General features: G+C 42.2%; 15 protein-coding genes and 1 riboswitch. Of the genes, 14 read left to right on the forward strand and 1 reads right to left on the reverse strand.

Annotation, left to right across the window (positions count from 1 at the left end; all coding sequences use genetic code 11):
• The 9 genes from ilvC to LCL91_RS11100 all read left to right on the forward strand — a co-directional run bounded on the left by ilvC (position 1) and on the right by LCL91_RS11100 (position 9675).
• Positions 1–1026 (forward strand): ketol-acid reductoisomerase, encoded by a 1026-nt coding sequence (gene ilvC / locus LCL91_RS11060; RefSeq protein WP_224882401.1) that lies wholly within the window; start codon positions 1–3, stop codon positions 1024–1026.
• Positions 1013–2554, forward strand: a complete 1542-nt coding sequence (locus LCL91_RS11065) for a 2-isopropylmalate synthase (protein ID WP_224882402.1) — start codon at positions 1013–1015, stop codon at positions 2552–2554. The genes ilvC and LCL91_RS11065 overlap by 14 nt, the downstream gene beginning before the upstream one ends.
• 16 nt (positions 2555–2570) lie before the next feature.
• On the forward strand, positions 2571–3677 hold the full coding sequence (leuB, locus tag LCL91_RS11070; protein WP_224882403.1) for a 3-isopropylmalate dehydrogenase: 1107 nt from the start codon (positions 2571–2573) through the stop codon (positions 3675–3677).
• A 26-nt stretch (positions 3678–3703) separates the two neighbouring features.
• Positions 3704–5116: a 3-isopropylmalate dehydratase large subunit gene (gene leuC, locus LCL91_RS11075; protein ID WP_224882405.1), complete on the forward strand. Its 1413-nt coding sequence runs from the start codon at positions 3704–3706 to the stop codon at positions 5114–5116.
• A gap of 17 nt (positions 5117–5133) precedes the next feature.
• Complete coding sequence (leuD, locus tag LCL91_RS11080; protein WP_224882744.1) at positions 5134–5724, forward strand: 3-isopropylmalate dehydratase small subunit; 591 nt, start codon at positions 5134–5136, stop codon at positions 5722–5724.
• The gene (ilvA, locus tag LCL91_RS11085; RefSeq protein ID WP_224882407.1) at positions 5721–6731 is read left to right on the forward strand and encodes a threonine ammonia-lyase; all 1011 of its coding nucleotides are present in this window, start codon (positions 5721–5723) and stop codon (positions 6729–6731) included. The genes leuD and ilvA overlap by 4 nt, the downstream gene beginning before the upstream one ends.
• A 135-nt stretch (positions 6732–6866) precedes the next feature.
• Positions 6867–6976, forward strand: a riboswitch (SAM riboswitch).
• 157 nt (positions 6977–7133) lie between these two features.
• Positions 7134–8156: a methionine ABC transporter ATP-binding protein gene (locus tag LCL91_RS11090; protein ID WP_224882409.1), complete on the forward strand. Its 1023-nt coding sequence runs from the start codon at positions 7134–7136 to the stop codon at positions 8154–8156.
• Entirely contained in the window at positions 8149–8817 is a 669-nt protein-coding gene (locus LCL91_RS11095; protein ID WP_224882412.1) for a methionine ABC transporter permease, read from the forward strand. Before LCL91_RS11090 ends, LCL91_RS11095 begins: the two co-directional genes overlap by 8 nt.
• 18 nt (positions 8818–8835) lie before the next feature.
• A complete protein-coding gene (locus LCL91_RS11100) occupies positions 8836–9675 on the forward strand; it encodes a MetQ/NlpA family ABC transporter substrate-binding protein (protein WP_224882414.1) in 840 nt (279 codons plus the stop codon).
• Between the two features lie 39 nt (positions 9676–9714).
• Here the strand turns inward: LCL91_RS11100 and LCL91_RS11105 are convergent, their stop codons facing one another.
• Entirely contained in the window at positions 9715–10665 is a 951-nt protein-coding gene (locus LCL91_RS11105; protein WP_224882415.1) for an L-lactate dehydrogenase, read from the reverse strand.
• 179 nt (positions 10666–10844) lie between these two features.
• Between LCL91_RS11105 and LCL91_RS11110 the strand changes: the two genes are divergently transcribed.
• The 5 genes from LCL91_RS11110 to sufU all read left to right on the forward strand — a co-directional run bounded on the left by LCL91_RS11110 (position 10845) and on the right by sufU (position 15723).
• Complete coding sequence (locus LCL91_RS11110; RefSeq protein WP_224882416.1) at positions 10845–11216, forward strand: carboxymuconolactone decarboxylase family protein; 372 nt, start codon at positions 10845–10847, stop codon at positions 11214–11216.
• A gap of 738 nt (positions 11217–11954) precedes the next feature.
• The gene (sufC, locus tag LCL91_RS11115) at positions 11955–12740 is read left to right on the forward strand and encodes a Fe-S cluster assembly ATPase SufC (protein ID WP_224882417.1); all 786 of its coding nucleotides are present in this window, start codon (positions 11955–11957) and stop codon (positions 12738–12740) included.
• Between the two features lie 18 nt (positions 12741–12758).
• Positions 12759–14066, forward strand: coding sequence for a Fe-S cluster assembly protein SufD (sufD, locus tag LCL91_RS11120; RefSeq protein ID WP_098444857.1), 1308 nt, complete (start codon positions 12759–12761; stop codon positions 14064–14066).
• 3 nt (positions 14067–14069) lie between these two features.
• A complete protein-coding gene (locus tag LCL91_RS11125) occupies positions 14070–15290 on the forward strand; it encodes a cysteine desulfurase (protein WP_224882746.1) in 1221 nt (406 codons plus the stop codon).
• On the forward strand, positions 15280–15723 hold the full coding sequence (gene sufU / locus LCL91_RS11130; protein WP_224882418.1) for a Fe-S cluster assembly sulfur transfer protein SufU: 444 nt from the start codon (positions 15280–15282) through the stop codon (positions 15721–15723). The genes LCL91_RS11125 and sufU overlap by 11 nt, the downstream gene beginning before the upstream one ends.
• The last annotated feature ends 65 nt before the right edge of the window (positions 15724–15788 follow it).

The raw sequence follows: 15788 nt of genomic DNA on the forward strand, positions 1-15788 counted from the left end.
ATGGCAAAAGTATATTATAACGGTGATATCAACGAGGAAACGCTAAAAGGGAAAAAAATCGCGGTAATTGGGTATGGTTCTCAAGGTCACGCTCATGCTTTAAATCTTCGTGAAAGCGGCTTTGATGTAACGGTAGGCCTTAGAAAAGGACGCTCATGGAATCAAGCAGAAGAAGATGGGTTTGCAGTAAAAACAGTAAAAGACGCAAGTGATGAAGCTGATGTTATCATGATTCTTCTTCCAGATGAGTATCAGCCGGAAGTATACAAAGAGGAAATCGAGCCGGGTCTTCGTGCTGGTAATGCACTTGTTTTTGCTCATGGCTTTAACGTTCATTTCAACCAGGTTGTTCCTCCATCCGATGTCGATGTTTTCCTTGTTGCTCCTAAAGGACCAGGACACCTTGTAAGAAGAACATTTGAAGATGGTGCAGGCGTTCCGGCTCTATTTGGTGTATATCAGGACGTATCTGGTGACGCAAAAGAACTAGCTCTTGCTTACGCAAAAGGAATTGGCGGTGCTCGTGCAGGTGTTCTTGAAACATCCTTTAAAGAAGAAACCGAAACAGATCTCTTCGGTGAACAGGCCGTTCTTTGTGGCGGATTGTCTTCACTTGTGAAGGCTGGATTCGAAACATTGACAGAAGCTGGCTATCAACCGGAAGTGGCGTACTTTGAATGTTTGCACGAACTAAAGCTTATTGTTGATTTGATGTATGAAGATGGTATTGCTGGAATGCGTTATTCCATCTCTGATACAGCTCAGTGGGGTGACTTTGTATCAGGTCCTCGTGTCGTTGATGCTGATACAAAAGCACGCATGAAAGATATCCTTGAAGATATCCAGACAGGTAAATTTGCTAAGGGCTGGATTCTAGAAAATAAACTAAATCGTCCAGAATTCCACGCGATTAACGAGAAAGAGAAGGATCATCCAATCGAACAAGTAGGAAAAGAGCTTCGTGCGATGATGCCATTTGTGAAACCAAAATCAAAGAAGGAAGTGGTTACCAGTGCAAAAGATTAATGTATTCGATACAACGCTTCGTGACGGAGAACAGTCAGCCGGAGTCAATCTGAATGCATTAGAAAAACTGGAAATCGCAAAGCAACTTGAGCGTCTGGGGGTAGACATCATGGAAGCAGGCTTTCCTGCTGCTTCCAAAGGTGACTTTCAAGGTGTGAAAAACATTGCTGATACGGTAAGAAATGTTTCCGTAACAGGTCTTGCGAGAGCAAACATGAAAGACATTGATGCAGCCTGGGAAGCCCTTAAAGGTGGTGCCGATCCAAGACTTCATGTTTTTCTAGCCACTTCCCCTATTCATATGACTCATAAGCTGAAGAAGACACCGGAAGAAGTTGTAGAAACGGCTGTTGGTGCAGTAAAATACGCGAAGAAATTCTTTCCGAAAGTGCAGTGGTCGGCTGAAGATGCTTGTCGATCTGATCGAACTTTTCTAGCCAGAATTATTAAAGAAGTTATCGATGCTGGTGCATCTGTCATTAATATCCCAGACACAGTCGGCTATAGAAGTCCACAGGAGTATGGGGAGCTTTTCACATATTTGCGAAACAATGTTCCGAACATTGAAGGTGTTGATTTATCTGCTCATTGTCATAACGACCTTGGCATGGCGGTAGCAAATTCCTTAGCTGCAATTGAATGTGGAGCAACTCAAATAGAAGGAACGATTAATGGTATTGGAGAGCGGGCAGGTAATGCCGCTATTGAGGAAGTAGCTGTTGCACTTCGAATCCGGAATGACTTTTATCAGGCAGAAACTGGATTGAAACTAGATGAAATCAAGCGCACAAGTAACCTTGTCAGCAAACTTACTGGCATGGCAGTGCCAGGCAATAAAGCGGTTGTTGGTGCCAATGCATTTGCTCATGAATCAGGTATTCACCAGGATGGTGTATTAAAAGAGAAAACGACTTATGAAATTATTAGTCCACAGCTGATCGGAGTTCAGTCTAACAGTCTCGTTCTTGGAAAACATTCTGGTCGACATGCCTTCAGAGATAAGGTGAAAGAACTCGGTTTTGAACTAGATGAAGCAAAGATTAATGAAGCATTTGCTGATTTTAAAGACTTGGCTGATAAGAAAAAGCAAGTAACAGAAGACGATCTATTCGCACTATTAACAGATATTCAAACAGATGAATTTGTTGATAAATATGAGATTCATAGCATTCAAGTTCAATATGGGACAGCAAATATTCCGACAGCTACGATTTCAATCGAGAAGCCGGATGGAACGATGATTCAGCAAGCTGGAACGGGTTCTGGTAGTGTGGAAGCTATTTACAACACGCTTGAAGAAATGATCCCAGGCACGCTTCAACTTCAAGATTATCGGATTAATTCGGTTGGTGGTGGCAGAGATGCTCTTGCTGAAGTTCATGTTCGTGTGATGTACAACGGAATTGAGTCGAATGGTCGAGGCACTGCTCAAGATGTTCTAGAGTCCTCAGCAATTGCTTACTTAAACGCAGTGAATCGCGTTCTTGCTCGAGAAAGCTATCAAGTTAAAAAACAAGCGCACGTCTAACAGGGAGGTTAGAAGGATGAAGAGAAAAGTTGCGGTATTACCAGGTGACGGCATTGGCAAAGAAGTAATGGAAGGAACGATGAAAGTTCTGAATGCCGTGGCAGATCGATTTGGCCATACGTTTGAATTTCACTTTGCAAGAATCGGAGGGGCGGCTATTGATCAAGAGGGGATGCCTTTACCCGAAGAAACTTTAAACATCTGTAAGAAAAGTGATGCAGTTCTTCTTGGTGCAGTCGGTGGCCCGAAATGGGAAAACCTTCCCGGTCATCTTCGTCCTGAACGAGGTCTTCTTGGAATTCGTAAAGAGCTAGGCTTGTTTGCAAACCTTCGTCCTGTAACGGCATTTGAAAGTTTAATTGATGCTTCTCCTCTTAAACCCGATCGAATCAAAGGCGTGGATATGCTAATTGTTCGTGAACTAACAGGTGGCTTGTATTTTGGAACGCCAAGCGAGCGTCGCAACAACGGGGAAGAAGTTGTCGATACGCTTCATTATACAAGGAATGAAATTGAGCGAATTGTTGATCAAGGATTTGAAGCAGCACGGAAGCGAAATAAGAAGCTAACAAGCGTCGATAAAGCGAACGTTCTCGAATCAAGCCGAATGTGGAGAGAAGTTGTGGAAGAGAAAGCACTTGCTTATCCGGACATTGAGGTGGAACATATGCTGGTTGATGCAGCTGCAATGAAGATGGTTCAAAATCCGGCTCATTTTGATGTGATTGTAACTGAAAATCTATTTGGCGATATTTTAAGCGATGAAGCATCCATGATTACAGGATCACTTGGTATGCTACCATCCGCAAGTCTTCGAAGTGATGGATTTGGCATGTATGAGCCTGTTCATGGTTCAGCACCAGATATCGCAGGAAAGAACATTGCGAATCCACTTGCGATGATGCTTTCGGGAGCGATGATGCTCAAATATTCCTTTGATATGAATGAAGAAGCCGATGCGATTGAAAAGGCCGTGAAAGAAGTGCTTGATGCCGGCTACTACACGAGTGATTTAACAAGTAACTCAACAAAAGCACTTGGAACAGATGCAATGATTAAGAAAGTGATTTATCAATTAGAAGAAGCCGGTGCTACAGCAGGTATCATGGAAGCATACGCTTAATGACAAATAGGTAAAGGGGGATCAGTGTGGAGCCAAAAACAATTATTGAGAAAATTTGGGATAAACATGTTGTACATGAAGAAGAGGGTAGCCCGGATCTCCTGTATATAGATTTACATCTTGTACATGAAGTCACTTCTCCGCAGGCCTTTGAAGGTTTGCGGATGAACAATAGACGTGTCAGAAGACCGGATTTAACCTTTGCTACGATGGATCATAACGTGCCTACGATTGCACGCCACATCATTAATGACCCAGTATCTAAGGTGCAAATGGAGAAGCTAGAAGAGAATTGTAACGAGTTCGGTGTGGAAATTGCAGATATAAATCATCCAGATCAGGGAATTGTGCACGTCATCGGTCCTGAGCTTGGGTTAACTCAGCCAGGAAAAACAATTGTTTGTGGAGATAGCCATACTTCAACACATGGTGCGTTTGGTGCTCTAGCCTTTGGAATCGGAACGAGCGAAGTAGAGCATGTTCTTTCAACACAAACGCTCTGGCAATCGCGTCCGAAAACCATTGAAATACGCGTGAACGGACGTCTTGGTGCTGGAGTAACAGCTAAAGACTTAATTCTTGCCGTTATTGCCAAGTTTGGCGTGAATGCAGGGACGGGAGCAGTTGTTGAGTATACGGGTGAAGCGATTCGTAACATGTCAATGGAAGAGCGGATGACCGTTTGCAATATGTCCATTGAAGCTGGTGCAAAAGCGGGACTTATTAGTCCTGATGAAACGACTTTTTCCTATTTAAAAGGGAAGAGACATGTTCCAGCAAACGAAGCGTTCAATGAAGCAGTCGCTGAGTGGAAAGAGCTTGCAACTGATCCAGGTGCAACGTATGATGAAGTGCTTGAAATTGGCGCTGAAGAAATTGAGCCACAAGTGACGTGGGGAACGAATCCTTCCATGGGCTCTTCTGTCTACGCTCGAGTCCCTTTCCCTGAAGATTACGAAGATCCAGGTGACCAAAAAGCAATCAAACAAGCCCTTGCTTATATGGATCTTAAACCGGGTACGCAGATTCAAAACATTGCGATACAATATGTCTTTATCGGATCATGTACGAATTCACGATTAAGTGATTTGCGAGCTGCGGCTGAAATTGTTCGCGGGCGAAAAGTCCATGAAAGTGTTACAGCGCTAGTTGTACCTGGTTCTAAGTCGGTCAAGGACGCTGCTGAAGCGGAAGGTCTAGATCAAGTATTTCAAGAAGCTGGGTTTGAATGGCGAGAAGCAGGATGTAGCATGTGTCTTGCGATGAATGATGATATTGTTCCTCCGGGAGAGCGCTGCGCATCGACCTCTAATCGGAATTTTGAAGGTCGCCAGGGCAACGGTTCCCGAACACACCTTGTAAGCCCAGCGATGGCTGCAGCTGCAGCTATTGAAGGACGATTTACTGATGCTAGAAAAATAAAACCACTTGTGATGTGAAAAAGGAGTGAGACGCCCTGGAACCGATTAATGAATACAAAGGGATTGTTTATCCCCTTGAACAAGTGAACGTCGATACCGATCAAATTATTCCAAAGCAGTTTTTGAAAAGGATTGAGCGAAAGGGCTTCGGTCAATTTCTTTTCTATAACTGGCGTTTTGATGATGATGGAAAGCCTCGTGATGACTTTAGCTTAAATGAAGCGCAATACCAGAATGCTTCTATTCTCGTAGCTGGAAAAAACTTTGGGTGTGGGTCTTCAAGAGAACACGCTCCGTGGGCTTTGCTTGATTATGGCTTTCGGGTCATCATAGCGACGAGTTTTGCTGACATTTTTTATAACAACTGTGTAAAAAATGGTATCCTTCCTGTTGCGCTTGATCAAGAAGTTATAACTGAGCTTTTTCAGAAGGCAAAAGACGGATACGAACTTCAAGTCGATCTGCAAAAACAAGAAGTTCGTGATGGAGAAAGCATTCAGGCTTCTTTCAAAATTGATCCTTATTGGAAAGAAATGCTGTTAAATGGTTGGGATGAAGTATCTCGTACGTTGTCCCTTGAAGAAAAGATTAAATTGTATGAAGAAAAACAACTTGTAGGAGAGTGAATGACGTTGGGAATTACCAGGAGAAATATAACGTTCATGTCGTAGAAGCAATGGAGAATTTGCTGGAGGCGGTTCATCGTACACCGCTTCAGCAATCTACAACGCTGAATGGATTTACAAATAAAGATGTCTTCTTAAAGATGGAGAACCTCCAACGAACGGGGTCATTTAAACTACGCGGTGCTTACAATAAGGTTGCCTCATTAACGGAAATCGAAGCCGCTCGAGGAATCGTTGCCGCTTCAGCAGGTAACCATGCTCAGGGAGTAGCGCTATCTGCGAAGGAGCGAGGCATCAAAGCAAAGATTTATATGCCGATTCATACGCCAAAAAGTAAAATTGAAGCAACCCGATCTTATGGCGCAGAGGTTGTCCTTGAAGGCGAATCCTATAACGAAGCGTTTAGTGGAGCGGATCGAGAGCGTGTTGAAAAAGGGGCAACATTTGTTCATGCGTTTGACGACCCTATTGTTATGGCAGGACAAGGAACCGTTGCACTTGAAATGATGCAACAATGTCCTGACTTAGATACGATTCTTGTCCCCGTTGGAGGTGGAGGATTATTAGCAGGAATGGCGCTGGCAATTAAGTCGTTCTTTCCTCACGTCAAAATCATTGGAATCCAGGCGTCGGAAGCATCTGCGACATGGAATCGATTTAAAGGTACTGGTCCTCTCGTTCTTCAATCAGTAAAATCGATAGCCGATGGCATTTCTGTGAAGGAAGCAGGAAAACGAACGTATCCGATTATCGAAGAACTCGTTGACGATATGATGACTGTTTCTGAAGAAGAAATTGCTGCTGCAATCGTCTTTATGCTTGAAAGACATAAGACACTTGTTGAAGGCGCTGGTGCGGCATCTGTCGCTGCTGTCTTGTGTAAAACAAGCCGGTTGGAAGGTAGCAAAATTGGGGCTGTTGTGAGTGGAGGAAATGCTGATCTTGAGAAATTAGCTCTTTACAAACAACTTTCTGAGCGAACAAAAACCATCAGGCGAATCAGCTGATGGTTTTCTCTTGGTTAATAACAGTTAATATGTTTGATTATTGTGACTTTTTGCTCAGTAATTGACACTCATAAAGTACCATGCTAGAATTCAATTTAGCACTTAACCACAGTAAAGTAATTTTAATTTTATAATCTCTTATTCAGAGAGGTGGAGGGACTGGCCCTATGAAGCCCGGCAACCGTCAAACGACTCGTTTGAAAAGGTGCCAATTCCTGCAAAGCGATTGCTTTGAGAAATGAGAGGAAGACATTGATTGATAACATGCCTTTCTACTCAAAGTAGAAGGGCATTTTTTAAATCATTTTTTAAGTGCTTAAAGGTAAAGAATAAAAGCATGGGACTAAAGTCCTTTTTCAGGAAGCTGGTACAACATGCAAATGCATAAAGGATGTGAGACATGTGATTGAGCTTAAAGGCATTAATAAAACCTTCTTTTCGAAGTCTGGAAAGGTAGAGGCCGTTAAGGATGTTAACCTTTCAGTGAAAAAAGGGGAGATCTTCGGTGTTATTGGATACAGCGGTGCCGGAAAAAGTACGCTAATTCGGATGCTCAACCTGCTTGAGAGACCGACGGACGGTACGGTCACGGTGGCTGGAAATAATTTATCCTCTCTTAAAGGAAAAGATCTACGTGCAGCAAGACAGGAAATCGGAATGATCTTCCAGCATTTTAATATTCTTTGGTCAAGAACGGTACGTGATAACATCGCTTTTCCACTCGAAATATCAGGGGTTTCCAAAGAGAAACGAATGAAACGTGTCGATGAATTAATTAAGCTTGTTGGACTGGAAGGACGAGAAGCCGCTTATCCATCACAGCTAAGTGGGGGACAGAAGCAGCGTGTTGGTATTGCACGAGCACTTGCGAATAACCCTAAGGTATTGCTTTGTGATGAAGCAACATCTGCTCTAGATCCTAAAACAACGGATAGCATTCTCGAACTTCTGACAGAAATTAACCAAAAACTTGGTTTAACTATTGTCTTGATTACCCATGAAATGCACGTTATTCGCAAAATTTGTCACCGGGTGGCAGTGATGGAGAACGGTAGAGTAGTTGAGAACGGTTCAGTACTTGAAGTCTTTCATCATCCGCAAGAAGATATAACAAAAGATTTCGTGAATCAGTTAAGTGAGCCTGAGGAAATGAAGGAATCGATTGCACATTTAGCAGCAAGCCAGGAGGGGGAACTCGTTCAATTTACGTTCCTCAAAGGTAAAACGGGGTCACCGCTTGTAACAGAGTTAATTCGTCAGTTTGATATTGAAGTAAACATTATTCAAGGAAAAATCTCTCATACGCAAGATGGTCCTTATGGTAAGCTATCTGTCTTTATTAAAGGTGAACCGACTGTCATTGAAAGTGCACTGAAGTATGTTCGTGAGCAAGGTGTAGAAGCGGAGGTGATTACGAATGGTTGAAACACTATTTCCTAATGTGAACTGGGAATCGATGTGGGAAGCGACTATTCAAACAGCTTACATGACGGCCATTTCCGTGCTAGCAACGTTTATTCTCGGTATTCTACTTGGACTACTATTGTTTCTAACCGGAAGGGGAAACATATGGGAGAACAAGTTTGTTAATAGCATTATTGCTGGAATCGTAAACTTATTTCGCTCGATCCCGTTTATCATTTTAATCATTCTACTCATTCCGCTTTCTGTTTACATTATTGGAACGATGCTTGGCGCGAATGCAGCTCTTCCAGCCCTTATTGCAGGTGCGGCACCATTCTATGCGCGAATGGTCGAAATTGCTCTTCGGGAAGTGAATAAAGGAGTGATTGAAGCATCTCAGTCAATGGGGGCTTCGAACGGGGAGATTATCTTTAAAGTACTTCTTCCTGAAGCAATGCCAGCCCTCATTTCGGGTATTACCGTAACGGCGATTGCGCTAGTAAGCTACACTGCAATGGCTGGTGTGGTTGGTGCAGGGGGACTTGGGAACCTCGCTTACCTTGAAGGTTTTCAAAGAAACAATCCTGACGTGACGCTCGTTGCGACAGTTTTAATATTGGTTATTGTTGCGATACTTCAGATTGCTGGAGATTTAGCAACGAGAGTAATAGATAAACGATAAGGAAAAGGAGAGAATAAGATGAAGAAATTTTTATCCCTATTTGCAATACTGACTCTTGCAGTACTTGCAGCGTGTGGCAACAATGGTGGAAACAGTGAAGGATCTGGAGAAGGCGAAGATTCAAAGAAAATCGTAGTAGGTGCTTCAAACATTCCGCATGCTGAGATTCTTGAAGAAGCAAAGCCGTTGCTTGAAGAAAAAGGCGTAGAGCTAGAAGTTAAAACGTTCCAGGATTACATTCTACCGAATAAGACGCTAGCGAATGGTGAATTAGATGCAAACTACTTCCAAACGATTCCTTATATGGAGTTGCAAATGGAAGAAAATGATAATTATGATTTTGTTAACGCTGGAGGCATTCACATTGAGCCAATCGGTGTTTATTCACAAGATTATAAGAGCTTAGATGAGCTTCCGGATGGTGCTCAGATCATTATGAGTAACTCTGTTTCTGACCATGGACGTATGCTTTCTTTACTTGAAGCTCAAGGACTTATCACACTAAAAGAAGGCGTGAAGGCTTCTGATGCAACAGTAGAAGATATTGCAGAAAACCCTAAAAACATTGATTTCAAAACAGACGTAGAAGCTTCACTTCTTCCCCAGATCTACCAGCAAGGTGAAGGCGATGCGGTTATGATCAATACAAACTATGCGATCGATGCGGGTCTAAATCCTCAAGAAGATGCCATTGCTCTTGAAGATTCCGACTCACCTTACGTGAACGTAATTACTGTCAATAAAGGTGATGAAGATAACGAAGCGATTCAAGCATTAGTTGAGGTTCTACATTCTGATGAAATTCAGAGCTTTATTGAAGAAGAATATGATGGTGCTGTCGTACCAGTAGACGAATAAGAAAAAAGGTTCTCCGTCATTTGACAGAGAACCTTTTTTTTAATGCTGGAACACTGGCTTCATTGCTTCTTTTAGCGTTTTGGCAGAGTGGTGCAATTGATCTAGCTCAGTTTGATCAAGATCAAGTTCAATAATTTCACGTATGCCGTTGTTGTTCACTATCGCAGGTACGCCGATATACAAATCATCTAACCCATACTCACCTTCAAGGAGCGTAGACACAGTAAGGATTGAGTTTTCATTTCGAATAATCGCTCGCGTTAACCTTACAAGCCCCATCGCAATGCCGTAGTATGTCGCTCCCTTACGATTAATAATATGATAAGCGGCATCGCGCACATTGACAAAGAGTTTCTCAAGGTCTTCTTTTGCCTCTGGTTTATCTTTAATGAGGGACATGATTGGTCGACTACCAATAGACGCATGACTCCAGACTGGAAGTTCCGTGTCGCCGTGCTCACCAAGAATATAACCATGTACATTTCTAGAATCGACATTAAAATAATCACTTAGTAAATAACGGAATCGAGCTGTATCAAGAATCGTACCTGAGCCGATGACGCGTTCTTTCGGTAACCCTGAGAACTTCCATGTTGCATAAGTAAGTACGTCTACTGGATTCGTTGCGACGATAAAAATCCCATCAAATCCACTTTCCATTACACTTGATACGATCGTTTTAAAAATGGCTGTATTTTTATCGATAAGATCTAAGCGTGTTTCGCCGGGAGCCTGATTTGCACCTGCAGCGATCACTACGATATCAGCGGTTTTACAGTCCTGATAGTCACCAGCCCAAATTTTCATAGGAGCGCCAAAAGGTAGACCGTGATTTAAATCACGTGCTTCTCCTTCTGCCTTTTCTTTGTTTACATCAATTAATACAAGTTCATTTACTAATTCTTGATTCAATAACGAGAAGGCGTAGCTTGTCCCGACAAATCCAGTTCCAATTAATGCAACGCGTGTTGTTTTTCCTTCGTACATCATCTTCACCTCTGCTAGTAGATATTGTCTTCATAAGCATCATAACGTATCCCGTTCGTTATTAGTGTGATATACATCACATGTAAGCGATACAAAAAACATTTCTATAGAAAAGAATGGATAGCATGGTTAACCGCTTCTCATACTAGTATGGACAATTAAGATAAAAGGAGGCCTGTGTTTTGAAACAGGAACAGGAATTTAACAATTTCGCAGAAGCGGCATTACATGATTATAAAGAAGGATTAGGCACATTTACCGAGAAGATGCCCCAGCTTGCTAAAAAGTATTCGGCATTTACAGAAGCATGCTTCAAAGAAGGGGAAGTTAGTCAAAAAGAGAAACAGATGATTGCGCTTGGGATTTCGATTTTTTCGCAAGATGAATACTGCATTATTTATCATACAAAAGGTTGCCTTGATCAAGGTTGCTCCGAACAGGAAATTCTTGAAACGATAGGGGTAACAGCAGCTTTCGGCGGTGGAGCTGCCATGAGTCAGGCTGTTACACTTGTACAAGAATGCATAAAAGATTTGAATCAACCGAAGCACTAAGTCAATCAAGTTTCTTCCTATATATAAGCTGTTTTGCATCGAGCGTGAATGAGGGCGGATTTGGAAGAAAAAATAAGAATTGATGTTTTTTAACTATTCAGAACAAGCTTCATCCTCCATTACTCGCTCTCATCCCTTAATATGATGTTTGTGGACTATTGATGTAACGTGATAAAGTATTTCTTGTAAGTAAAACGATATTGAAAGGATTGATTCATTATTAGCCCCATGCGGTTAAACCACACACCTGAAATGGAAAAGGCGATGTACCAGTCTCACGGAGTAGGTTATGCAGAATATAGCCAAAATTTCAACAAGCGTATGCAAGTCGAAAAAGAGCGTGAGATGGATCACCGTCGGAGTCTCAAAATGGTTAGTGAATTCGACCGTAAACTATCTAGATGAATCAGCATCCAAAATAACCAGATATAATGAAAACCAGTCCAATGTGACTGGTTTTTTATATGAGGATTTCGTTGTAGGTGTATGGATTAAATGGTAGGCTTAGAAGGGTATGAAACGAAAAAATCAACGATTCATTCTCATTTTGAATAGCAACCCGATTCGTAGCGAACGCTATAAAGTATGATCACTGCGTTCCTTGATATTAGTTTGGATTTGTTATAAAATAAGAATGAAAATAGATTGAGAATGAATCAGCACACATTCCTTGACATACACCTTATAGTTACTACAATAAGGAAGGAATAGTATAAACGTTATTGGAGGTATTCACAAATGGCAGCATCAACTCTAAAGATTGAGAATCTTCATGTTTCCATTGAGGGAAAAGAGATTATCAAAGGATTGAACCTTGAAATAAATGGTGGAGAAATCCACGCAGTAATGGGGCCGAACGGTACAGGTAAATCTACCCTTGCTTCAGCTATTATGGGCCATCCAAAATATGAAATCACTGAAGGCAGCGTCTTCCTTGATAATGAAGATGTACTTGAAATGGAAGTTGATGAGCGTGCAAAAGCTGGACTCTTCCTTGCAATGCAATATCCTAGTGAGGTAAGTGGCGTAACAAACGCTGATTTCCTTCGTTCTGCAATCAATGCTCGTCGTGAAGAAGGCGATGAAATTTCTCTAATGAAATTCATCAAAAAGCTAGACGGCAAAATGGCTGAACTTGATATGGGTGAAGAATTTGCACAGCGTTACCTGAACGAAGGTTTCTCTGGTGGTGAGAAGAAGCGTAACGAAATTCTTCAGCTTATGATGCTTGAACCAAAGATCGCTGTTCTGGATGAAATTGACTCCGGTCTAGATATCGATGCGCTTAAAGTTGTGTCTAAAGGTGTTAATGCAATGCGTAATGAGAGCTTCGGTTGCTTAATTATCACTCACTATCAGCGTCTATTGAACTACATTACACCTGACAAAGTACACGTTATGATGCAAGGTCGTATTGTTAAATCTGGTGGTTCAGAACTAGCCCAGCGTCTTGAAGAAGAAGGTTATGATTGGATTAAAGAAGAACTCGGAATTAAAGACGAAACAGTTGGTCAAGAAGCGTAAGCAGTAAGGAGGATGACAATGTCAGTGGATACGAAAATTGCATTCGATCAAGAATACATTAAAGCTTATTCAGAAAAGCGTCAGGAACCGAAATGGATGGCTGCCCTACGTTTGAAGGCATTAGAGAAGTCTGAGAACCTTCCAATGCCAAAGCCTGATAAAACAAAAATCGATAAGTGGAACTTCACTTCATTTAAACATGATGTAGCTGGAGAAGCGATTTCATCACTTGATGATCTTCCTGAAGATGTGCGCGATCTTGTTGCTAAAGATCAAGAGTCAGGAAATCTTCTTGTGCATCGTAATACAACGCCTGTTTTTAGTCAGCTATCGAATGAGCTAAAAGAACAAGGTGTGATTTTCACAGATATTCAAACAGCTCTTCAAAATCATGGGGATCTTGTTGAGAAGTATTTCATGAAAGATGTTATGAAGGTAGATGAGAACCGTCTAACTGCCGTTCACGCAGCTCTTCTTAATAGTGGTACTTTCTTGTATGTTCCTCGTAACGTAGAAGTGGAAGTGCCAATTCAAGCTCTTTATTGGCAAGAAGACCCTGAAGCTGGTTTGTTCAACCACGTTATCATCGTAGCCGAAGACAATAGCTCAGTCACATATGTGGAGAACTTCTTATCATATGGACATGATGTAGAGTCGGTTGCAAATATTATCGCTGAAGTTCATGTTGGACAGAATGCCCGCGTTACGTTTGGTTCTGTTGATAACCTTGCAAAAGGTGTGACAACTTACGTAAACCGTCGTGCGAATGTGGCACGTGATGGGAAAGTTGACTGGGCTCTTGCTCAAATGAACGATGGCAACACGGTTTCCACAAATACAACACACCTTATTGGTGATGGTTCTTATGCTGATTCTAAGACCGTAACGATTGGTCGCGGAAGTCAGAGCCAGAACTTCACGAATCAGATTTTCCATCATGGTCAAAATTCTGAAGGTGTTCTTCTTGTACACGGTGTTCAAAAAGATAGTGCGAGCGCGATCTTTAACGGCGTAACGAAGATTGAACATGGTGCGAAGAAATCAAATGGTGAGCAAACACAGCGTGTTCTCATGATGAACGAGAAAGCGCGTGGGGATGCAAATCCAATCCTTCTCATTGACGAAGATGATGTTATGGCAGGCCACGCTGCATCAGTTGGTAAAGTTGATCCAATTCAGCTTTATTACTTGCAAAGCCGCGGGATTTCCCGTCAAGAAGCGGAACGTTTGATCATCCACGGTTTCCTCGCTCCAGTTATTAACGAACTTCCGATCGAAGGCGTTCGTAAACGTGCGGTAGAGGTTACTGAAGGGAAAGTTAATTAAATGATGAATGTCCAGGACATTCGCAAGCAGTTTCCCATTTTACATCAAGAGGTAAATGGGAAACCTCTTGTATACCTTGATAGTGCAGCAACGTCTCAGAAACCAACTCAAGTCATTGACGCAGTGGAGCGTTACTACAAGGAAATTAACTCAAACGTTCACCGTGGTGTTCATACGCTTGGAACACATGCAACAGATGCTTATGAAGGCGCACGTGAAAAGGTTCGTGAATTTATTCATGCTTCTTCCACAGAAGAAGTGATTTTTACTCGCGGAACGACTACAGCCCTTAATATGGTCGCTTCAAGCTATGGACGTGCAAATCTTCAAGAAGGTGATGAAGTTGTCATCACAGCGATGGAGCATCACAGCAACATTATTCCATGGCAACAGGTTGTAAAAGCAACTGGAGCTACTCTAAAATATATTCCCCTTCAACCAGACGGAACTATTGCGCTGGAAGACGTCGAGAATACAGTAACAGCAAACACGAAAATTGTTTCTGTTATGCAAGTTTCGAACGTACTCGGAACAATTAACCCGATTAAAGAAATTGCTGCCATTGCACACCAAAATGGTGCAGTTATGGTTGTTGATGGAGCACAAAGCACCCCTCATATGAACATTGACGTTCAGGATCTCGACTGCGATTTCTTTGCATTTTCTGGTCATAAGATGTGCGGACCTACTGGGATAGGCGTCCTCTACGGGAAGAAAAAGCTCCTTGAAAACATGGAGCCATTTGAATTCGGTGGAGAAATGATTGATTTTGTTGGTCTGTATGATTCGACGTGGAAAGAGCTCCCTTGGAAATTTGAAGGGGGCACACCAATCATTGCAGGTGCGGTTGGTCTTGGAACTGCGATTGATTTCTTAAATGAAATTGGCATGGACAACATCCAACAGCATGAAACTCATCTTGCAAAATATGCTATGCAGCAGTTATCAACAATCGAAGGCGTATCCATTTACGGACCTGAAAAACGTGCTGGAGTTGTCACTTTTAATAGTGATGAAGTTCACCCCCACGATGTGGCCACCGTACTTGACACAGAAGGCATCGCTGTCCGCGCTGGACACCATTGTGCTCAGCCACTAATGAAGTGGCTAGAGGTATCGGCTACTGCGCGTGCTAGCTTCTATTTATACAATACTGAAGAAGACGTGGATACGTTTGTAGCCGGATTACGAAAAGCAAAGGAGTTTTTCGGTAATGTCTTTTAATAATTTAGACCAGTTGTATCGACAGGTCATTATGGATCATTATAAAAATCCAAGAAATAAAGGGGAGCTTGAAGAAGGCGCCCTTAAAATAAATATGAATAACCCTACATGTGGAGATACAATTCAGCTTCAGCTGAAAGTAGATGATGGGAAGATTTCGGATGCGAAGTTTATTGGAGAAGGTTGCTCTATAAGCCTGGCATCAGCGTCGATGATGACACAGTCAGTCAAAGGACTTGAAGTTGATCAGGCCTTAAAACTATCGGGGATTTTCTCAGACATGATGCAGGGAAAAGAGTACGACGAAGAGAATTTCGATCTTGGCGACATTGAAGCACTGCAAGGCGTTTCGAAGTTCCCGGCTCGAATCAAATGTGCAACACTCTCTTGGAAGGCAATGGAGAAGGGTTTCAAGGAACAGGATGAAGCTTAACCCACTTCCAAGTGTTGTCACCGCTTCTTTTTCATACTAGAATGATGGAAAGAGAACAACAGCCA

The organism is Guptibacillus hwajinpoensis (assembly GCF_020171785.1).
Taxonomy (GTDB): domain Bacteria; phylum Bacillota; class Bacilli; order Bacillales; family Guptibacillaceae; genus Guptibacillus; species Guptibacillus sedimenti.